The organism is Streptomyces sp. NPDC001927 (assembly GCF_053594455.1).
Window position 1 is genome coordinate 261,649 of record NZ_JBSFEN010000009.1, and the last position, 20,840, is coordinate 282,488.

16 protein-coding genes and 1 tRNA gene are annotated in these 20,840 nt (G+C 72.2%); 7 read left to right on the forward strand and 10 right to left on the reverse strand.

Going from position 1 to position 20,840, the window contains the following annotated elements:
* Window positions 1-83: 83 nt before the first annotated feature.
* From ACWCO8_RS25265 to ACWCO8_RS25290, 6 genes are all read right to left on the reverse strand, one after another.
* Window positions 84-527, reverse strand: coding sequence for a hypothetical protein (locus tag ACWCO8_RS25265; RefSeq protein WP_451034171.1), 444 nt, complete (start codon window positions 525-527; stop codon window positions 84-86).
* Between the two features lie 39 nt (window positions 528-566).
* Window positions 567-1,163: an aminoacyl-tRNA hydrolase gene (gene pth / locus ACWCO8_RS25270; protein ID WP_362013272.1), complete on the reverse strand. Its 597-nt coding sequence runs from the start codon at window positions 1,161-1,163 to the stop codon at window positions 567-569.
* 103 nt (window positions 1,164-1,266) lie between these two features.
* On the reverse strand, window positions 1,267-1,872 hold the full coding sequence (locus tag ACWCO8_RS25275; protein WP_451034172.1) for a 50S ribosomal protein L25/general stress protein Ctc: 606 nt from the start codon (window positions 1,870-1,872) through the stop codon (window positions 1,267-1,269).
* Between the two features lie 247 nt (window positions 1,873-2,119).
* Window positions 2,120-3,094: a ribose-phosphate diphosphokinase gene (locus tag ACWCO8_RS25280; RefSeq protein ID WP_362013274.1), complete on the reverse strand. Its 975-nt coding sequence runs from the start codon at window positions 3,092-3,094 to the stop codon at window positions 2,120-2,122.
* Between the two features lie 121 nt (window positions 3,095-3,215).
* Window positions 3,216-4,661 carry a bifunctional UDP-N-acetylglucosamine diphosphorylase/glucosamine-1-phosphate N-acetyltransferase GlmU gene (gene glmU, locus ACWCO8_RS25285; protein ID WP_451034173.1) on the reverse strand — a complete coding sequence of 482 codons (1,446 nt, stop codon included), beginning with the start codon at window positions 4,659-4,661 and terminating at the stop codon, window positions 3,216-3,218.
* A 109-nt stretch (window positions 4,662-4,770) separates the two neighbouring features.
* Window positions 4,771-4,842: transfer RNA gene (locus ACWCO8_RS25290), tRNA-Gln, on the reverse strand.
* Between the two features lie 187 nt (window positions 4,843-5,029).
* On the opposite strand from ACWCO8_RS25290, the gene ACWCO8_RS25295 reads away from it, so the two are divergent.
* A complete protein-coding gene (locus ACWCO8_RS25295; protein ID WP_451034174.1) occupies window positions 5,030-6,355 on the forward strand; it encodes a sensor histidine kinase in 1,326 nt (441 codons plus the stop codon).
* 33 nt (window positions 6,356-6,388) lie between these two features.
* Here the strand turns inward: ACWCO8_RS25295 and ACWCO8_RS25300 are convergent, their stop codons facing one another.
* Both ACWCO8_RS25300 and ACWCO8_RS25305 read right to left on the reverse strand, forming a co-directional pair.
* A complete protein-coding gene (locus ACWCO8_RS25300; protein ID WP_451034175.1) occupies window positions 6,389-6,880 on the reverse strand; it encodes an SUKH-3 domain-containing protein in 492 nt (163 codons plus the stop codon).
* A 10-nt stretch (window positions 6,881-6,890) separates the two neighbouring features.
* The gene (locus ACWCO8_RS25305; protein ID WP_451034176.1) at window positions 6,891-7,400 is read right to left on the reverse strand and encodes a YwqJ-related putative deaminase; all 510 of its coding nucleotides are present in this window, start codon (window positions 7,398-7,400) and stop codon (window positions 6,891-6,893) included.
* Window positions 7,401-7,687: 287 nt separating this feature from the next.
* On the opposite strand from ACWCO8_RS25305, the gene ACWCO8_RS25310 reads away from it, so the two are divergent.
* From ACWCO8_RS25310 to ACWCO8_RS25325, 4 genes are all read left to right on the forward strand, one after another.
* The gene (locus ACWCO8_RS25310; protein ID WP_451034177.1) at window positions 7,688-8,686 is read left to right on the forward strand and encodes an SMI1/KNR4 family protein; all 999 of its coding nucleotides are present in this window, start codon (window positions 7,688-7,690) and stop codon (window positions 8,684-8,686) included.
* A 7-nt stretch (window positions 8,687-8,693) separates the two neighbouring features.
* Window positions 8,694-11,369 (forward strand): SUKH-4 family immunity protein, encoded by a 2,676-nt coding sequence (locus ACWCO8_RS25315; RefSeq protein ID WP_451034178.1) that lies wholly within the window; start codon window positions 8,694-8,696, stop codon window positions 11,367-11,369.
* Between the two features lie 136 nt (window positions 11,370-11,505).
* Window positions 11,506-12,450: a cellulose-binding protein gene (locus ACWCO8_RS25320; protein ID WP_451034179.1), complete on the forward strand. Its 945-nt coding sequence runs from the start codon at window positions 11,506-11,508 to the stop codon at window positions 12,448-12,450.
* 118 nt (window positions 12,451-12,568) lie between these two features.
* The gene (locus ACWCO8_RS25325; protein ID WP_451034180.1) at window positions 12,569-14,833 is read left to right on the forward strand and encodes an FG-GAP repeat domain-containing protein; all 2,265 of its coding nucleotides are present in this window, start codon (window positions 12,569-12,571) and stop codon (window positions 14,831-14,833) included.
* A 74-nt stretch (window positions 14,834-14,907) separates the two neighbouring features.
* Here ACWCO8_RS25325 and ACWCO8_RS25330 read toward each other — a convergent pair whose 3' ends face one another.
* Window positions 14,908-15,243: a hypothetical protein gene (locus ACWCO8_RS25330; protein WP_451034181.1), complete on the reverse strand. Its 336-nt coding sequence runs from the start codon at window positions 15,241-15,243 to the stop codon at window positions 14,908-14,910.
* A 92-nt stretch (window positions 15,244-15,335) separates the two neighbouring features.
* Window positions 15,336-16,889, reverse strand: a complete 1,554-nt coding sequence (locus ACWCO8_RS25335) for an MFS transporter (protein ID WP_451034182.1) — start codon at window positions 16,887-16,889, stop codon at window positions 15,336-15,338.
* Window positions 16,890-17,250: 361 nt separating this feature from the next.
* Here ACWCO8_RS25335 and ACWCO8_RS25340 point away from each other — a divergent pair, with 361 nt between their 5' ends.
* Window positions 17,251-18,039 (forward strand): ABC transporter ATP-binding protein, encoded by a 789-nt coding sequence (locus tag ACWCO8_RS25340; protein WP_362013294.1) that lies wholly within the window; start codon window positions 17,251-17,253, stop codon window positions 18,037-18,039.
* Window positions 18,036-20,609, forward strand: coding sequence for an ABC transporter permease (locus ACWCO8_RS25345; protein ID WP_451034183.1), 2,574 nt, complete (start codon window positions 18,036-18,038; stop codon window positions 20,607-20,609). The genes ACWCO8_RS25340 and ACWCO8_RS25345 overlap by 4 nt, the downstream gene beginning before the upstream one ends.
* Window positions 20,610-20,840 lie beyond the last annotated feature (231 nt).

A 20,840-nucleotide genomic window follows, 5' to 3' on the forward strand; every position in this document is an offset into this window, starting at 1 on the left:
TGGGATGAGGGATGCCGTGGGAGGTGGCAGACGCGCAGCTTAGCGGCTGTTTTCAGCCACTCATCACCCTTGGCCGGTAACAATCAGAGCGCGAAGAACGTCCCCACGAGCAGCACCGCGCCCACCCCCGCCATCGACCACGCCGTCCGCGTCAGCCGCAGGCCGCCGCCTATCAGCGGGGACGCGAGGAGCAGTGCTCCGCCCAGCGGGAGCCAGGCGTGCAGGCCGCCGCCCCAGCCCGTGCGGACCGCCTCGCTCGTGCCCGGCTTCACGACCACCGGCAGCGTCTGGCCCTTGGCGGCCGCCACAGAGTGGTCGATCGTCAGGGTGGTGTGCGTCGACGGCGGACCGGACGGTACGTAACGGCCGCTGCACGTCTCCTCGTTGCAGCCGGTCACCGTCAGCGTGCCGTGCTCACGGCCCTTGGAGAGCAGGACGTGCTGCGCCGTTCCCCACGACGACCAGGCCCCCGCGACGAGGAGCAGCAGGGCGATCAGGGCCATGGCGGCGTTACGGGCGTGCGTCATGACCCGCGATCGTACAGTCGTACCGTGACGGCCCGACCGTCAGGAGTTGTACGCCGACTGCGCGCGCTCCAGACCCTCCGCCACCAGGCACTCGACGGAGTCCGCCGCCCGGTCCACGAAGTAGTCGAGCTCCTTGCGCTCCGTCGAGGAGAAGTCCTTCAGGACGAAGTCCGCGACCTGCATCCGGCCCGGCGGACGCCCGATGCCGAACCGCACCCGGTGGTACTCCGCGGTCATCGCCTTCGTCATCGACTTCAGACCGTTGTGGCCGTTGTCGCCGCCGCCGATCTTCAGCCGCAGCACCCCGTAGTCGATGTCCAGCTCGTCGTGGACCGCCACGACATGCGCCGTCGGCACCTTGTAGAAGTCGCGCAGCGCTGTCACCGGACCGCCCGAGAGGTTCATGTACGACATCGGCTTCGCGAGGATCACCCGGCGGTTGGCCGGTCCGGGCGGGCCCATCCGGCCCTCCACGACCTGCGCCTGCGCCTTCTGCGCCCGCTTGAACTTGCCGCCGATGCGGTCCGCGAGCAGGTCCACCACCATGAAGCCCACGTTGTGGCGGTTGGCCGCGTACTCCGGCCCCGGGTTGCCGAGGCCGACGATCAGCCAGGGGGCGTTCGCGTCGTCCGTCATGGGGGTCTCGTCTCCTCGTGTGCGTACCGGCATGGGAACAGAAGAAACGGGGTGACGGGCCCGAACGGCCCGTCACCCCGTCGCGTCAAGCAGAGCCTACGGCTCAGGCCTCGGCGCCCTCGGCGGCCTCGCCCTCGGCGGCGGCCTCACCCTCGGCGGCCGGCTCCTCGGCCTGCGCGGCCAGGATCTGGATGGCGACGGCGTCGGCGTCGGTCACCAGGGAGGTGCCCTTCGGCAGCGCGATGTCCTTGGCGAGGATGGAGGCGCCGGCCTCCAGGCCCTCGATGGAGACCGTGACGGACTCGGGGATGTGGGTGGCCTCGGCCTCGACGGAGAGCGTGTTCAGCACGTGCTCCACCAGGAAGGTGCCGGGGGCCAGCTCACCCTCGGTCTCGATGACGATCTCGACGGTGACCTTCTCGCCGCGCTTCACGAGGAGCAGGTCGACGTGCTCCAGGAAGCCCTTCAGCGGGTCGCGCTGCACGGCCTTCGGGATCGCCAGCTCGTTCTTGCCCTCGAGCTCGAGGGAGAGCAGGACGTTCGGGGTACGCAGGGCGAGCAGCAGCTCGTGGCCCGGCAGGGTGATGTGGACCGGGTCGGTGCCGTGACCGTAGAGAACGCCGGGGACCTTGCCCTCGCGGCGGACGCGGCGCGCCGCACCCTTGCCGAACTCGGTACGGGTCTCGGTGGCGAGCTTCACCTCGGACATGTGCACTCCTCGTAGTAAAGGTGACGAATGTGACCTGTCACCCGGCCACGACTGGCGATGGCCTGCTACGAAGAGCGCGTCGATAACGGACCGCCGTACCACCACGGGTACGGCCTCCCTCGCCGAGCAACTACGGCAGTCTACTCGGCCACGGCCGAGCCGCCCAATTGGATCACCCTCGGATCACCGGGGGCGTACGCGAAGGGCCCGCTTCCTGATCGGGAAGCGGGCCCTTCGTCGAAAACTGTCAGTGCTCCTCGAAGAGGCTCGTCACCGAACCGTCCTCGAACACCTCACGCACCGCGGCGGCGATCGTCGGGGCGATCGACAGGACCGTGATCTTGTCCAGCTCCAGGGAGCTCGGCACCGGCAGCGTGTCCGTGAAGACGAACTCGCTGACCTTGGAGTTCTTCAGACGGTCGGCGGCCGGCCCGGACAGGATGCCGTGCGTGGCCGTCACGATGACGTCCTCCGCGCCGTGCGCGAAGAGCGCGTCGGCGGCGGCGCAGATCGTGCCACCCGTGTCGACCATGTCGTCCACCAGGACGCAGACACGGCCACGGACGTCACCGACGACCTCGTGGACCGTCACCTGGTTGGCGACGTCCTTGTCACGGCGCTTGTGCACGATCGCCAGCGGCGCGTCGAGGCGGTCGCACCAGCGGTCCGCCACCCGCACACGACCCGCGTCCGGAGACACGATCGTCAGCTTCGAGCGGTCCACCTTGCTGCCCACGTAGTCTGCGAGGACCGGGAGCGCCGACAGGTGGTCCACCGGGCCGTCGAAGAAGCCCTGGATCTGGTCCGTGTGCAGGTCGACCGTGAGGATCCGGTCCGCACCCGCCGTCTTCAGCAGATCGGCGACCAGACGGGCCGAGATCGGCTCACGGCCACGGTGCTTCTTGTCCTGACGGGCGTAGCCGTACGACGGGATGATCACGGTGATGCTCCGCGCGGAAGCCCGCTTCAGAGCGTCGAGCATGATCAGCTGCTCCATGATCCACTTATTGATCGGAGCCGTGTGGCTCTGGATCAGGAAGCAGTCCGCGCCACGAGCCGACTCCTGGAAGCGAACGTAGATCTCACCGTTCGCGAAGTCGAAAGCCTTGGTCGGCACGAGGCCGACACCCAGCTGGTGCGCGACCTCCTCGGCCAGCTCGGGGTGGGCGCGGCCGGAGAAGAGCATCAGCTTCTTCTCGCCGGTCGTCTTGATCCCGGTCACAGCACTGTCTCCTCAGACGTGTCTTCTGGTCGCGATCTCCGCGCTCCCGTGCGCGTGTGCGAGCCAGCCGAATTTATGTGCACGTATCACGGTACGCCGAGTTCGACGTACCTGTTTCCGGTCAGCTTTCGCCGGCGGGCTCCTCGGTGGCCACCTGAGCGGCCTGCGCCGCGGCGCTGCCGGGCCGCTTCCGGGCAACCCAACCCTCGATATTCCGCTGCTGGCCACGGGCGACAGCCAGCGCACCGGCCGGCACATCCTTGGTGATCACGGACCCGGCGGCGGTGTACGCGCCGTCCCCGATCGTGACAGGCGCCACAAACATGTTGTCCGAGCCCGTCTTGCAGTGCGAACCCACCGTCGTGTGGTGCTTCGCCTCACCGTCGTAGTTCACGAAGACGCTCGCCGCGCCGATGTTCGTGTACTCACCGATGGTGGCATCGCCCACGTAGGAGAGGTGCGGGACCTTGGTGCCCTCGCCGATCGTGGCGTTCTTCATCTCCACGTACGTACCGGCCTTGGCCTTCAGGCCCAGGTTCGTCCCCGGACGCAGGTACGCGAACGGGCCGACGGAGGCGCTCTCGCCGATCACGGCGGAGTCGGCGACCGTGTTGTCCACGCGGGCGCCCTTGCCGACCGTGGTGTCCTTCAGGCGCGTGTTCGGGCCGACCTCGGCGTCCTCGGCGATGTGGGTGGCGCCGAGGAGCTGCGTACCCGGGTGGATCACGGCGTCGCGCTCGAACGTCACGGTGACGTCCACGAACACGGACGCCGGGTCGACGACGGTCACACCGGCGGTCATGGCGCGCTCGAGGAGGCGCTGGTTGAGCAGCGCGCGGGCCTCGGCCAGCTGCACCCGGTTGTTGATCCCGAGGATCTCGCGGTGGTCGCCCGCGACGGACGCGCCGACCCGGTGACCGGCCTCGCGGAGGATGGACAGCACGTCGGTGAGGTACTCCTCGCCCTGGCTGTTGTCCGTCCGCACCTTGCCGAGCGCGTCGGCGAGCAGGCGGCCGTCGAAGGCGAAGACCCCGGAGTTGATCTCCCGGATCGCCCGCTGCTCGTCGGAGGCGTCCTTGTGCTCGACGATCGCGGTCACGGCGCCCGAGGCGTCCCGGACGATGCGGCCGTAGCCGGTGGAGTCCGGCACCTCGGCGGTCAGCACGGTGACGGCGTTGCCGTCGGCGGCGTGGGTGCCGGCGAGGGCGGTCAGGGTCTCCCCGGAGAGCAGCGGGGTGTCGCCGCACACGACGACGACGGTCCCGTCGGGAGCCTGGCCCAGCTCTTCGAGCCCCATGCGAACGGCGTGACCGGTGCCGTTCTGCTCGTACTGGACGGCGGTGCGGGTACCGGCGTAGTGCGCGTCGAGATGCGCGGTGACCTGCTCACGGGCGTGCCCGACGACCACGACGAGGTGCTCGGGCTCCAGCTCGCGCGCGGCGGACACGACGTGTCCGACGAGGGAACGTCCGGCGATTTCGTGCAGGACCTTGGGAGTCTTCGACTTCATGCGGGTGCCCTCACCCGCTGCGAGGACGACGACGGCGGCCGGGCGGTTGGCGCTCACGGGAATGCCCTTCGGCTTCGGGTGGTGGACACCCGCAGGATACCGGGGGGTACAGGGCCGGATATGAGTGCGGGTCCCGACGCTGGAAGTCAGGACCCGGAATCAGGAGCTCCCCCGCCAGGACTCGAACCCGGACATAAGGCACCAAAAGCCTCAGTGCTGCCAATTACACCACAGGGGATGGAAACCGACTTAACCGGACATTTGGTCAGGCCGCCGGACCAGCACCCCACACTATGCCGTACCAAGCCCCCTCCACGCGACGGTGGAGATCGGCGCACGGGGGGCGCGTACGCGGTTGACGTGCGGCGCTCCCGGTCGCGGCAGTCTTCGGAAAATGGCTGGCCGCCGCCCGTAGGCTGGAGGGCATGACCACAACGGGGGCACACCGGGACGCGACGGGCATGACGCCCGGCGGTCTGTGGTGGTGGGGGAGACGGCGCAGTGCGGTGCTCGACATCGGGCTTGCCGCCGTATCGGCGGTGGAGTGCGCGATCGAGGGGGTCGGCTTCGCCGACAAGGCGGGGCTGCCGGTGCCCGTGGGGGTGCTGTTCGGGCTGATCGTCGGCTCGGTGCTGCTGGTGCGGCGCCGGTGGCCGCTGGTCCCCGTCCTGGTCTCGATCGCGGTGACACCCGCCGAGATGGCCTATGTGATGGGGATCGTCGGGCTGTACACGCTCGCCGCCTCCGAGGTGCCGCGCAGGATCACCGCCGCGCTCGCCGGTATGTCGACGGTCGCCGTCTTCGTCGTGACGGTGGTGCGCGTACGGGAGGACGTCGCGCAGGCCCCCGCCGGTCAGCCGGATTTCGACGCCAGTGGCTGGTACGTCCCGGTCGTCGCCGTCTTCCTGACCCTGGGCCTCAACGCGCCCCCGGTGCTCTTCGGCCTGTACATAGGGGCGCGGCGCCGGCTCATGGAGAGTCTGCGGGAGCGGGCGGACAGCCTGGAGCAGGAGCTGTCGCTGCTCGCGGACCGGGCCGAGCAGCGGGCGCAGTGGGCGCGGCAGGAGGAGCGGACGCGGATCGCGCGCGAGATGCATGACGTGGTCGCGCACCGGGTGTCCTTGATGGTCGTGCACGCGGCCGCCTTGCAAGCGGTGGCGTTGAAGGATCCGCAGAAGGCCGTAAAGAACGCGGCCCTGGTCGGTGACATGGGGCGGCAGGCGCTGACGGAGCTGCGCGAGATGTTGGGCGTGCTGCGGGAGGGCGGGGTGGCAGGGGTGCCGTCGGCCGTTCCGTTGGCGGCCGTCGGGCGGGCGGCCGCCGCCGCGGCCGAGGCGGCCTCGGAGGACGGGCCGTGTCTGGACGCGCTGGAGGAGCTGGTCGAGCAGTCGCGGCAGGCGGGCGCGGTCGTGGAGCTGACGGTCCTCGGCGAGGCCCGGGCGTACGCGGCGGAGGTCGAGCGGACCGCGTACCGCGTGGTCCAGGAGGCGCTCACGAACGTGCACAAGCACGCGGCGGGCGCCAAGGTCGTGGTCCGGCTCGCGCACCGCGAGGCGGAGGTCGCGATGCAGGTCGAGAACGGCCCCTCGGACGCGGAGGCCGCCGACGCCCACCTGCCGAGCGGCGGCAACGGACTGGTCGGCATGCGGGAGCGTGTGATGCGGCTCGGCGGCGTATTCGTGTCCGGTCCGACGGACGCGGGCGGGTTCCGAGTGTCGGCGGTGCTGCCGGTGGGCGAGCAGGCCGCGTAGACGGTCTGGCGCGGCCCCGGCTCGGCGCGGGCTTCAGCCCGCCACCAGGCGCGTCGGCTGGGCGCCCGTGACCAGGGTCGCCAGGGCCGCGTCGATGTCCCGGCCCAGGAACCAGTCGCCGGTGTGGTCCAGGCAGTACACCCGGCCCTCCAGGTCTATCGCGAGGACCGCCTGGTGCTCGCCCTCCGCTCCCAGCGGGGAGATCTCCGTGTCGAGAGCCCGCCCGAGGTCCGACAGGGTGCGCGCCAGGTGCAGGCCGGCCAGGGGGTCGAAGTGGAGGGTGGCCGGGGCGATCTGGCGGCCCGCGCCCGGTGCGGTGACCTGGAGGCCGCCGAACTCCGCCCATGCCTCGACGGCCGCGGGGAACACGCTGTGCCGGTGACCGCCCGGCGAGACGTGGGCGCGCAGGGCGTCGGCCCACTGCTCGGCGAGCTTTATGTCCCAGCGGCCCGGCTGCCATCCCGCCTCGCGGAGCGCGGCGTCGACGTTGACCGGGAAGCGGGTGGTGCTCAGGTGGTCGGGCATGAAGGTGCGGTCAGCCGTTCTCGACAGTCGAGGTGGGGTCGACGGTGCGGACACCGAAGTGCGCGAGCATCGCCGTACAGGAGCGGCACGGGGCGGCGTAGCTGCCGTGCAGCGGGTCGCCGTCCTCGCGGATGCGGCGCGCGGTGAGTTTGGCCTGCTTGAGGGAGCGGCGCGCTTCGCTGTGGGTGAGGGGTTTGCGCTGGGCGCGCTTGGAGCGGCCGGACTCGGTCGCGGTCAGGTGGCGGGAGAGCAGGATGGCTTCGGGGCAGCGTCCGGTGAACCGTTCGCGCTGACCGCTGGTGAGGGTGTCCAGGAAGTCCTGGACGAGCGGGTGCAGAGCGGGCGGCCGGTCGGCTCGGCCGGCCGTGCACGTGAGGGTCTCGCCGCGTACGGACAGCGCGGCGCCGACGGTGGGGAGGATGCCGTCGCGGCGGAAGCGCAGTAACGGGGCGCGAGTGGATTCGGTGCTGCTCCAGTTGAGGCGTGGGTCACCCTGCGTGGGCGTCGGTGTTGCGTACATGGTGCGTTCTTCCCCTCCTGCAATCCCCCCGGAGTTGCTGGAACAGAGTGCCAAATGGGACGCCTCATGTGGAAGCGGGGTACTCGAACCGGTCGTGGGTGTGTCGTAACTATCGCCGGTACGTCATCCGGTCGTGACAGTTGGTCACGGGCTGTGTTCAAGGGGAGAGTGCGGGACGGGTGTCGGAGGGGTGTCGGACGGGTGGAGGGATCGGGCCGGGTCACGGGCTTGTGGCACCGCATAGGCTGTGCGGAATCAGCCAGCAGCCAGCGCAGGGGGCAACCGCCATGACGACAGGTCGGCTCGGGCAGCACGCCGCGCCACCGAACGCGGCTTACGCCGGGCAGGTCGTGCACTTCCCGGACCCGGTCCGCGCCTCCCGGCATCCTAGAGGGGTGCGGGTGGACGAACACGGTTTTCCGGACTTCTCGCCGTATGCCAGGGCCGCGGCGGAGATCGCCGATCCTCCCGAGGGCTTCGGCGTCGACGAGTTGCGGCTGACGGACTTCGTGTCGGCGAACGCGGCGCTCGCCGCGACCGGTCATGAGCTGTGGGACACGATTCCGCCGGTGGCGACCCCGCACGGCTGGACCTGGCACCACGTGGCGGGCAGCCGGCGGATGGAGCTCGTCCCCGTCGAGGTGAAGGCGTTGCTGCGCCACCACGGCGGGGTGGCGACGGCCGCCGTCGACCACGCCAAGCGCGGTACGCGCCCGCTCCAGGAGACCCGGCCGGCCCATTTCGGGCTGCCGAAGGGCCTGGTGTCGGTGTCCGAGCAGCAACTGCTCGGCGTGGAGGAGGACCTGGGGTACCGCCTGCCGGGCGCGTACCGCTCCTTCCTGAAGGCGGCGGGCGGCTGCGCGCCGGTCGGCGCGGCGCTGGACGCGGAGTTGGGACTCCTGATCGACCAGCCGTTCTTCACGGTCCGTGAGGAGGCGGGGGTCAATGACCTCGTCTACGTCAACAAGTGCCTGCGTGACCATCTGACCAAGGACTACCTGGGCGTCGGTTTCGTCCAGGGCGGGATCCTGGCGTTGAAGGTGAAGGGCGACCGGATCGGGACGGTGTGGTTCTGCGCGTACGACGACGCGCGGGACTCCGGCGAGGTCGCCGCCGCGTGGAGCGTGGCGGAGCGCGTGGAGCGCCTGCTGCTGCCGTGCGGCGAGGACTTCGACGCGTTCCTGCAGCGTCTCGCGGGCAATCCGCCGGAGCTGGAGACGGTGGCGAACCTGATGGTGGACGGCGGCTTCGCGCGCGCTGTTCCTGTGGTCCCGGTGGGGGAGTGAACTGGCTGTGGTGACGTTCGCGCAGGCGCAGGAGCGCGCCGAGGAATGGATCAACGGTGACGTGCCGGCGTACCAGCACCGGGAGGTGCGGGTACGGGAGTTCGGGCTCGGTTTCGTCGTGTGGGCGGAGGACCGCGAGGGCGGTCCGATCTCGGACGGCGGCCGCCAGCGGCTGGTCATCGCCCGGGACAGCGGCGAGGCGACGCTGTGGCCCGGACTGCCGGTGGGTGAGGTGATCCGGCGGTACGAGGAGGAGTACGGCGCGGTCGAGGACGAGGCGGGCGCGCCTCCGGCGCCGCCGGAGCGGGTCGATCTGAACGCGACGTCGTTCCTGCTGAGCCCGCCCGAGTGGCTGCAGGACGCGGCGGACAAGCTGGGCCTGCCGCCGAAGGGGCCGAACGCGTCCCAGGCGGGCGGGAGTTCGTCCACCCCGGAGGCCACGGACGGGGCTACGGCGGACGGTTCGCCGTCGCCCGAGCAGCCGGTCCGCGACGCGTCGGAGGGGCGGTCGGTCGACTACGAACCGACGGCTTCCGACGGGGTGCCCGCGGAGACGCCTGCCGAGGTGCCTGCGCAGAGGCCCGCCGAGAGGCCTGTGGCCCCGGCGGCCAGCAGCCCGTGGGCGGACGCCAACGCGAGTTCGGGCGGTGCGGACGGCTCCGTACCGCTGCCGGCGACCGTCTTCGCGCCGCCGCTCTCGGGTGCGGACGACGACGACACGCCGCTGCCGATCGTGGGCGCGGACGCACCGACGGCCCTGATGGCGGGCGGCAGCGCGCTCCCGCCGACGGCGATCGCCCAGGCCCTCGACCCGCACGCCCCGCCGCCGCCGGGCGCCGAGACGCCGTTCCCGCCGAGTGCGCCGGGTGTTCCGGGTGTTCCGGGTGCGCCGGGTGGCTCGCTCGGGTCCGGTGTTCCGGGTGCGCCCGGCGGCTCGCTCGGGTCCGGTGTTCCGGTTCCGCCCGGTCCGTCGACGCCCGCTCCCGGTCCCGGTGCGCCCACGCCGCCGCCCGCGCCGGGTGCGCCGGGCGCAGGGGACATCGCGGACGCCGCGACCAGCAAGGCCGCGGTGCCGCCGCGCGGTACGCGCGGGGGCGGGGGGAGCACCCCTCCGCCGCCGCAGGCGCCGGGCGTTCCCGGTACGCCCGCGGGTGGTTACGTACGGACGCAGCTGGTGTCGCAGCTCGGGCCCGACGGCCCCCTGCCTCCCGGCCCGCCCGGAGCTCCGGGTGCGCCTGGGGCCCCTGGGGCGCCCACGCCCCCCGGTCCACCCGCTCCTCCCGGGCCGGCCACGCCGCAGCAGCCGGTGCACCAGGCCGCGACCATGCTCGCGCACCCGAGCCAGGGCGGCCCCGGTGCGCCGGTGCCTCCGCCCGCGCCGCCGGGCATGCCCGGCATGCCCAGTGCTCCTGGTGCGCCCGGCGCCCCCGGTGGCTCCGACGGTGCCGGAGTCGCGCACGCGGCGACGATGCTCGCGCACCCCGGTCCCGGCGGGATCGCCCCGCCCGGACCCCCCGGCGCTCCTGGCGCCCCCGGTGCTCCTGGCGCGCCCGGTGCGCCCGGGACTCCGCCCGGTGGGGTGCACCACGCGGCCACGATGCTGGCGCAGCCGGGCCCGGGTGGGCCGCCGGCTCCGCCGGGGCCCCCGCCGTCCGTGCAGGGCGCGCCGCCGGCGCCGCCCGCGTACGGGTACCCGCAGCAGCCGTCCGGTCAGCCGACCGTCGGCCCCGGCTACCAGGCCGTGCTGCGCTACCGCGCGCCCGACGGCTCCGAGGCCCAGATCATCCGGCGGTCCGCTCCCGGTACCCCGCACCCCGAGTGGCAGATCCTGCACGAGCTGCGCGCGATGAACGTTCCGCCGCAGCAGGTGCTTGAGCTGCACACGGAGTTGGAGTCCTGTGAGCTGCCGGGTGGCTACTGCGCCCGGATGATCCGGGAGACCTGGCCGCAGGCACGGATCACCAACATCGCGCCGTACGGCAGGGATCACGCGGGCCGCCAGCAGGGCATGCGGCAACTCATCACCCACCAGGGCGAGTTGCACCAGGTCGCCGACGGTCCGGCGCGGCCCGCGCCGGTGCGGGCTCCGCTGCCGCAGGTGCAGCCGGCGCCGCCGATCCCGCCGGACGGGATCGCGCAGGAGATGGCGGGCGCCTTCGGGCCCGGCATCTGCCGGTTCGACCAGCGGGCGGTGTCGCGCCAGGGCGTGCCGGAGGTCGTGGCGCTGACGCTCGTATGGGCGGGTCTGCCGGCCGATTTCGGCCCGTTCTTCTGGGCGCAGCCGGCCCAGCCGGTGGTGCCGACGCTCGCGGAGCTCGCGGCGCAGCGGCAGATCCAGCCGGCGTCGGACGCGGGTTCGTACCTGGTGATCGGTTCGGACTTCGGGCGGGCGATCTGCGTCCAGTACGGGACCGCGCACATCGTCGCCGTACCGGTCGAGGCCGGTCCGGGCGGTGCGCCGGTGCCGCCGCAGTTCGTCAACAGCGGGCTGCCGGAGTTCACCCGGTCCATGGCGCTCCTCGGGCGGATGTGGCGGCTGCGGTTCGGGCTCAACCCGGAGCAGGCGGGCCGCTGGACGGTCGATTTCCAGGCGCAGTTGGCGATGCTGGACCCGGCGGCGCTCGCGTCGCCGGAGAACTGGTGGTCGGTGCTCCTGGAGCAGATGTGGGACGGCCTGCTGTAGCCCACCTGTAGGCCATATGTGACGAAAGGCGCCCGGCGTGAACGACACGTCGGGCGCCTTTTGTCGTGCCTGATGACGCATCCTTGGCATTTGAGGCAGTAAGCCCATTGCAGCCATTACGGAAGGGGCGTCAGGGATGGACTTCGCCGTCGGACGGGGCCGCGGTTACCGCCCCGAGCAGGTCGACCGTCGTCTCGCCGCGCTCTCCGGGGATCGTGACGCGGCGTGGGAACGGGCGGCCCGGCTGACGGTGCTCGCGAAGGAGATGGGGGCGGAGGCGGCCCGGCTGCGGGTGGAGGTCGAGGCGCTCGCGCCACAGCGGTACGAGTCGCTGGGCGAGGGGGCGCGGAAGATCCTGGAGCTCGCGGAGGCGGAGGACGAGCGTCTCGTACGGGCCGCGGAGGCCGAGGCACACTCCCTCGCGGCGGCGGCCGAGGAGGCGGCGGGCGCGGCGACGGAGGCGGCCCGGGCGTACGCGGACGCGGTACGGGCGGAGGCGGAGGACACCGCCGGCGCGACCCTCCGGGCGGCGGGCGCGGAGGCTGACGCGCTGCGCGCGGCGGCCCGCGAGGAGGCGGGCGAGCGCAGGGCGCGGGCGCGGGAGGCGTTCGAGGACACGGTCCGCCGGGCGTCGGCGCTCCTGGAGTCCCAGCGCGCGGAGCAGGCGGTCGTACGGGAGAAGGCCGAGCACACGGCGTCCTCCCGGGCGGCCGGTCTGGACGCCCACCACGAGGAACTCGTGGCCGCCGCGCAGGCCCGGCTCGCGGAGACCGAACGCGCCCTCGCGCGGGCGGAGGAACAGACCCGGCACGAGCAGGAGGACGCGGCGGCCCGCGCGGCCGAACTCCTCGCCGAGGCGCGGGCGCACGGCGAACGCACCGAACGGGCCACGGAGCGCGTGCTGCGGGAGCACGAGGAGGCCCGCGAGGAGATCCACTCCCACATGGAACACATCCGCGCCTCGCTGGCGGGGCTGACGGGGAGGGCGGTCGGTAACCCCGCACAGGAGGAGTCGGCCCCCGGACCGGAACAGGGACCGGAGAAGGAACAGGAACCGGAGACGGAGACGGGCGACCGGTGACAGGGCGGCCAGGGACCGGTCGGCCGTCCGGCGATCCCCCGGGCCCCCGGGCCCTCGGGCCGACGGGGGGCGCGGCGAGCGGGCGCGTTAGCCTCCTTCCTCTAGGGGAGGGAAGTACTTGAAGCACGTACGCATACCCGGCCGTCGTCTCGCGGCCGTCGCCGTCACCGTCGTCCTCGCCGCCACGGGCGGCACGCTCACCGCACTCCCGGCCGTGGCCGCGCCGGCCGCCACCAAGGAGGACCCGCAGCAGACCACTGTGGCGTTCCCGTTCAACGCGGACGTCGTCGGCGCGGGGCCGAGCGGCTTCCTGTCGAAGACCCGCGGCAACGCGCCCGAGTTCCGCTGGACCCGGTACGCGGACGGCTCGTCGACCGTGCTGCCCGGCGCCGCCGCCGCCGGTGGCGGGGCGGACCTCGTCGTCACCGGCAACCGGGCTCTGCTGTCCGTCAGTTCGGTGATCCGGATCCACGACGTGTCGAAGCCCGCCGTGACGTCGGTGGAGATCGACCTCGACGCGCTCGGCGACTACGACTACTCGGGTCTGGCCGGCGACACCCTGCTCCTCGGGAAGTACGAGGGCGGCTACCGGGTGCAGTACGCCGCCACGCTCGACGAGGCCGTGCTCGCCGGCGGCACGCCGAAGCTCCGCAAGCTGGTCGGCGGGCCCCTCGTCGACTGCGCCGCCGCCGATGAGGCATGGACCGACACCGCCTCCGCGCTCTACGACTGCTGGATCGGCGAGACGCGGGGACCCGCCAAGATCCACGTCGATCTCGCCACGGGGGCGCAGTCCTGGCATGTCCAGGAAAAGGACCAGTGGGCCTGGGACGGCGCCGTCTCCGCCACACACGTGGCCTGGCGCGAGGCGCGGCTGGGGACCGACGGGATCGTCGCCTTCAGGCGGGGCGGGGCCGAGCAGTGGATCGCGGACGCCGAAGCCGATGTGCAGGACCCGCTCTACCTGGTCGGCGGCTGGGTGGCGACCGGCCAGAAGGCCCACATCGACGCGTCCACCTATGTCGACGGCGGTTCGAACCCGACGAAGCGGCCGTTCACCGTTCGGTCGATCGAGACCGGGGAGAGGGCCGTCCTCCTCACCGCGTTCTCCTCCGCCGTCGCCGGCCCCGACGGCACCCTCCTGGTGCGCGGCGGCACCCCCGAGCAGGGCGAGGGCCTCTACCGGATCTCGCCGCGCGCCGACGGCGGAAAGCCGGCCGTCGAACGGGTCGCGTCCACCGGGCAGTCGACCGTCGTCACCCTCACCGGATCCGCCACCCCGACCACGCTCACCGGCGACCAGGTCGCGCGCGGGGTCGACTTCAGCTGGGACCTGTCCCGGGCGGACAGCAGGGTGTGGCTGACCCTGACCCACGTCCGCAGCGGGAAGACGGTGGACGAAGGGTGGCCCGTCCCGGACGGAGCCGCCGGGACACCGCGCCGGATCACCTGGCACTGGGACGGCAAGGACCTGGAGGGCCGGGACTGGGGGAGCCCCGCCGCCAACGGCGCGTACGAGTGGAAGCTCACCGCCCGCCCGGACGAGGGCATCGGCCCCGAGTTGGTCTCCACCGGCCGGTTCACCGTGACCCGGCCCGCCGCTCCGCACGACTACAACGACGACGGTACGGCCGACCTCCTCGTTCGGGACGCCGGCGGTGTGCTGTGGCGCTTCGGCACCCGGCCCACCGCGCCGGGCGGATCGCTGACGGACACGGGCGGCTCCCGGGTCGGCGGTGGCTGGGGGATCTACGACCGGGTCGTGTCCGTCGGAAACGTGGCGGGGGGTTCCGAGCCCGACAGCATCGCCCGCGACCGCTCCGGCGCGCTCTGGCTGTACCGGGGCACCGGCGACCGGAACGCGCCGCTCGCCGGCCGGACGTCGATCGGCGGCGGTTGGCAGATCTACGACCGGATCACCGGCGGCAGCGATGTCACCGGCGACGGGCGGCCCGACGTCCTCGCCTCCGACAAGTCCGGTGCTCTGTGGCTCTATCCGGGTACCGGGAACGCCAACGCCCCCTTCTCCGGCCGCAAGAAGATCGGCGGCGGCTGGGGGATCTACAACGAGATCACTGCCGTCGGCGACCTCGCCGGCGCTCCTGCCGGAGACCTCCTCGCCCGCGACAAGGCCGGGGTGCTCTGGCTGTACCTCGGCAAGGGCGACGGCACCTTCGCCGCCCGGACCCGGGTCGGTGCCGGCTGGGGCGCCTTCGCCGGGCTCACCGCCGTCGGTGACGCCAACGGCGACGGACGCGCCGACCTCCTCGCCTGGAACGGTGACGAGACCTTCTACGCGGGTACGGGCGACTGGCGGGCCCCCTTCAAGCCGGGCGCCCGGGTGAGCCTGACCCAGGACTCGTCCTACGGCACCGTCTTCTAGGAGGACAACCGCCGCTCGTACGCGAGAGAGCCCTGCCGTCCGAGCCGGACTGCAGGGCTCTTCGGCGACAGGCCCTAGACCGCCCAGATCACGAGGCCGACCGCGATCGAGCACATCGCGAGACCGGTGACGAGCGCGCGGGCCGGGACGGACAGGCGGCGGACGGGGGGCGTGCGGAGCAGGACGACCGGTACGGCCGCGATGGCGAGGCACATCGGCGCCCAGTGGAGCGGGATCCCCTCGGTCGGCCCCGTGTCCGCCGCCGCCCACAGCGCCAGGAACCCCAGACCCGAGAGCAGCAGGAGGGCGACCGCCCACAGCACGGCCGCCACCACGGCGACGCCGGTCCCGCGAGGGGACGGCGCCGGGCGGGCGGGGCCGTAGAGCGTCGTGTACGTGTCGGGGTTCATGGCCGGTTCCTTCGGACGGGGTGACCTCATTGTCGAGGCCGGGGCGCCGCCCGGGCATGGGCGCCCATGCTCATCTCCGGGCGGGCACGTACTCAGGCCGGCCCGGCCTCCTGCTCCTTGTGTTCCTTCAGGACCGGGAAGCGGCGCGGGGCCAGGGTCAGGAGGACCAGGAGGGCGAGGGCGGCCGCGCCCGCGGCGCCCAGGTAGACGTAGTCGACGGCCGCGTCGACCGCGCGGCGCAGGGCGTCGTCGGCGTGGTCCAGGGCGTGGGCGAGGCTGTCCAGGTCGGCGTCGGCGCCCAGGCGGGAGGCGAGGACGCCGTTGGCGATCGCGCCGAAGAGGGCGGCGCCGACGCTCTGGCCGACCTGGCGGCAGAAGAGGACGGACGCGGTCGTCGTGCCGCGCTCCTCGTAGGGGACGGTCGACTGGACCCCGACGATGAGCGGGAGTTGGAAGAGGCCGAGCGCGCCGCCGAGCAGGAACATCAGCAGGGCCGGCTGCCAGGGTTCCCCGGGGAAGGGCAGGAGGGGGAAGGCGAGCAGGACGAGCAGGGCGAGGGTGATGCCGATGACCGCGGTGAGGCGGAAGCCGATGCGGTTGTAGACCCGGTTGGAGAAGGCGGCCGAGATGGGCCAGCTGAGGGTCATCGCGGAGAGGACGAAGCCGGCGGCTATCGGGCCGAGGCCGAGGACGGCCTGGGCGTAGGTGGGCAGGAAGACGGTCGGGGCGACCATCAGCAGGCCGAGCGCGCCGAGGGCCAGGTTGACGGCGGAGATCGTGCGGCGGCGCCAGATCCAGCCGGGGATGATCGGTTCGGCGGCGCGGCGCTCCACGAGGACGGTCACTCCGGCGAGGGCGAGCGCGCCCGCGAAGAGGCCGAGGGAGGGCGCGGAGAGCCAGGGCCAGGCGACGCCGCCCTGGACGAGGGCGGTGAGCAGGAGGGTGCCGGTCGCGAAGATGGCGAGCGCGCCGGCCCAGTCGACGGACACCTTCCGGCGCTTCCCGGCCGGGGCTCGGTCCTTCCCGTCGCCCGCCCGCTCCGGTTCCACCAGGTAGCGGGCGATCAGCCACAGTGCGACCAGGCCCACCGGCAGGTTGATCAGGAAGATCCAGCGCCAGTCGGCGTACCCGGCGAGCAGGCCGCCCGCCGCCGGGCCCGCGACGGAGGCCGTCGCCCAGACCGAGGAGAGCTTCGCCTGGATCTTCGGCCGCTCCTTCAGCGGGTACAGGTCGGCCGCGATCGTCTGGATCGTGCCCTGGAGCGCGCCGCCGCCGAGGCCCTGGACGACCCGGAAGGCGATCAGCGAGCCCATGTTCCAGGCGGCCGCGCACAGGAGGGAGCCGATGAGGAAGAGGATCGTTCCGGCGATCAGGACCGGCTTGCGGCCGAAGGTGTCGCAGAGCTTTCCGTACACCGGCAGGGTGACCGTGACGGCGAGCAGGTAGCCGGAGAAGAGCCAGGAGAAGACGGAGAGGCCGCCGAGGTCGCCGACGATCTGCGGTACGGCGGTCGAGACGACGGTGCCGTCGAGCGCGGCCAGCGCCATCCCCAGCATCAGCGCCGCGACGACCGGGCCGCGCCCGCGCGGGGTCGTCGTCGGTGCCGCCGTCTGCCGCGTGGTCGTGCGTGACACCCGGCCCTCCATCCGATGGGTCGTACATCTAAATCCGTCGGGACAGCCTCCCACTCGAACCGTGGGTGGAGAACCCCTAGGGGTCTCTCCCTCCTAGAGGCCAGGGGTGGTTCGTCCCGGCGGAGGAGGAGGACGGGGGCGGCCGTCCTTACCTTGGTCTTACGGAAAACCCCAGGGCGAAGAGTGCGACAGGCACCAGTGATTCATCGCCCTGCTTCTCGCAGACTCGGATGCGAACCCGGACGCGGGTTCGGACTCGGACGCGGGTTCGGACTCGGACGCGGTCCGGACTCGTCGACTGCGAGTCGGATCCTCCCTCACCCCATCAGCCCAGGCGACCGCCAGGCACCCGTCCAGACATAGGAGACATACCGTGACTTCGGCTGTGACCATCCCCCACCACGGGGACACCGCAGGGCGTACGGCCGTCGCCGCGCGGGCGCGGCAGGTCGTCAAGGCGTACGGTGCCGGTGAGACGCGAGTCGTCGCCCTCGACCACGTGGACGTGGACATCGCCCGTGGGCGGTTCACCGCGATCATGGGCCCGTCCGGCTCCGGCAAGTCGACCCTGATGCACTGCCTCGCCGGGCTCGACACCGTCACCAGCGGCCAGATCCACCTGGACGAGACCGAGATCACCGGTCTGAAGGACAAGCGGCTCACCCAACTGCGCCGCGACCGGATCGGCTTCATCTTCCAGGCGTTCAACCTGCTGCCGACGCTCAACGCGCTCGAGAACATCACCCTGCCCATGGACATCGCCGGGCGGAAGCCGGATCAGGCCTGGCTCGACCGGGTCGTCTCCACCGTCGGGCTCGCCGACCGGCTCAAGCACCGGCCCACGCAGCTCTCCGGCGGCCAGCAGCAGCGCGTCGCCGTGGCCCGCGCCCTCGCCGCCCGCCCCGAGATCATCTTCGGGGACGAGCCGACCGGCAACCTCGACTCCCGCGCCGGGGCCGAAGTCCTCGGCTTCCTGCGGCAGTCGGTGGACGAGCTGGGCCAGACCATCGTGATGGTCACCCACGACCCGGTGGCCGCCAGCCACGCCGACCGGGTCCTCTACCTCGCGGACGGCCGGATCGTGGACGAGATGCACCGGCCCACCGCCGAGGCCGTCCTCGACCGGATGAAGGACTTCGACGCCCGGGGGCGTACGTCATGACCGTGCTCAAGACCTCCCTGCGCAACTTCCTCGCGCACAAGGGCCGCATGGCGCTCTCCGCCGTCGCCGTCCTGCTCTCCGTGGCGTTCGTGAGCGGCACGCTCGTCTTCACGGACACCATGAACACCACGTTCGACAAGCTCTTCTCGGCGACGGCCGCCGATGTGACCGTCAGCCCGAAGAACGCGGCGACCGACGACGAGATCCCGCAGTCAGGACGCCCCGAGACGCTGCCGGCCTCGACCGTCGGCAAGGTCGCCGCGGCGGAGGGCGTCAAGTCCGCCGAGGGCAAGGTCATCTCGATGAGCGTGACCGTCGCCGACGCGAAGAACAACAACCTCGGCTCCACCACCGGCGCCCCGACGATCGCCGTCAACTGGAGCCCCAGGGAACTGAATTCCATGGAGATCACCTCCGGTCACGCCCCGCGCGGGCCGACCGAGGCGCTCCTGGACGCCGGTACGGCCGAGAAGCACAAGCTGAAGATCGGCGACGAGCTCCGCACGATCGCGGTGACCGGTGACTTCACCACCCGTATCTCCGGGATCGCGGACTTCAAGGTCACCAACCCCGGTGCCACGGTCGTCTACTTCGACACCGCCACCGCGCAGCGCCACCTCCTGGGCAAGAGCGACGCGTTCACCAACATCGAGGTGACGGCCGCGCCCGGCTTCAGCCACGAGCAGGTGAAGAAGAACATCTCCGCCACGGTGGGAAGCGAGTACAAGCTCCTGACGCAGGCCGAGTCCGCCGACGAGGGCCGCAAGGATGTCGAGGGCTTCCTCACCCCGATGAAGTACGCGATGCTCGGCTTCGCCGGGATCGCGCTGCTCGTCGGCATCTTCCTCATCGTCAACACCTTCTCCATGCTGGTCGCCCAGCGCACCCGCGAGATCGGTCTGATGCGGGCCATCGGCTCCAGCCGCAGCCAGGTCAACCGTTCCGTGCTGGTCGAGGCGCTGCTCCTCGGTGTCGTCGGCTCGATCACGGGTGTCGCGGCGGGCGTCGGGGTCGCGATCGGCCTGATGGAGCTGATGTCCGCGATGGGCATGGAGCTGTCCACCGAGGACCTGACGGTGAAGTGGACGACCCCCGCGGTCGGTCTCGTCCTCGGCGTGGTCGTCACCGTCCTCGCCGCGTACATCCCGGCCCGCCGGGCCGGCAAGGTCTCCCCGATGGCCGCCCTGCGCGACGCCGGCACCCCGGCCGACGGGCGGGCCGGGCGGGTCAGGGGCGGGCTCGGCCTGCTCCTCACGCTGGGCGGCGCGGGCGCGCTGTGGGCGTCGACGCGGGCGGCGGAGGCCGGTCCGGGCGCGCTCTGGCTCGGGGTCGGGGTGGTCCTCTCCCTCGTCGGCTTCATCGTCGTCGGGCCGCTGCTCGCCGGCGGGGTCGTGCGGGTGCTCGGCGCCGTCGTCCTGCGGGTCTTCGGCCCGGTGGGGCGGATGGCCGAGCGGAACGCGCTGCGCAACCCGCGCCGTACGGGAGCGACCGGAGCGGCCCTGATGATCGGGCTCGCGCTGGTGGCGTGCCTGTCGGTGGTGGGCTCGTCGATGGTGGCCTCGGCCACGGACGAGCTGGACCGCTCCGTGGGCGCGGACTTCATCGTGCAGTCCGCGAACGGGCAGCCGATCGTGCCGCAGGCGCAGGCGGCCCTGGAGAAGACGCCGGGCCTGGAGCACGTGACGGAGTACACCTGGGTCGAGGCGACGATCACCGACCCGAAGGGCAAGGCGGTCGAGAAGGGTCTGGTCGCCGCCGAGCCGACGTACGCGAAGGATCTGCGGCGCGACACGACGGCCGGTGAGCTGACCGCCGCGTACGGCGCGAACGCGATGTCGGTGGGCAGCGACTACGCGACCGAGCACGGCGTGAAGGTCGGTGACGAGCTGACGGTCGCCTTCAAGGGCGGCGAGCGCGCGAAGCTGCGGGTCGCGGCGATCACGTCGGACGAGAACAACGTCGACAAGGGCGTGATGTACACGAACCTGACGACGGCCGAGAAGTACCTGCCGGCCGAGCGGGTGCCGCAGAGCATGATCCTGTTCGCGACGGCGCAGGACGGCAAGGAGACGGAGGCGTACGCGGCGCTGAAGGACACGCTGGCGGCGTATCCGCAGTACAAGGTGCAGAACCAGGCCGACTACAAGCAGGACCTGAAGGACCAGGTCGGCCAGCTGCTCAACATCGTGTACGGCCTGCTGGCGCTCGCGATCATCGTCGCGGTGCTCGGTGTGGTGAACACGCTGGCGCTCTCGGTGGTGGAGCGGACCCGGGAGATCGGCCTGATGCGGGCGATCGGCCTCTCGCGTCGCCAGCTGCGCCGCATGATCCGCCTGGAGTCGGTGGTCATCGCGCTCTTCGGCGCCCTGCTCGGCCTGGCCCTCGGCATGGGCTGGGGCACCTCGGCCCAGCAGCTCCTCGCCCTGGAGGGCCTGGGCGTCCTGGAGATCCCCTGGCCGACGATCCTGACGGTCTTCGTCGCCTCGGCCTTCGTGGGCCTCTTCGCCGCCCTGGTCCCGGCCTTCCGCGCGGGCCGCATGAACGTCCTGAACGCGATCGCGAGCGAGTAGCGGTCGCGGGAGGGACAACGGGGGTGGGCCGGGCCCGGCGGATCATTCCGCCGGGCCCGGCCCCGCTCCCTGATCCGGCCTGACCGGCGAGACACCCCCTAGGGGGTGTCTTGTGGATCATGCCGGGCTCGCGACGCCTGGCACGCACGCTCGCCGCGTTGTCGTCACTCGCCGACGCTCCGCGTCGACTCCCTCCTCCGCCTTGCGATCGCACGCACCAGACGCCGCTCC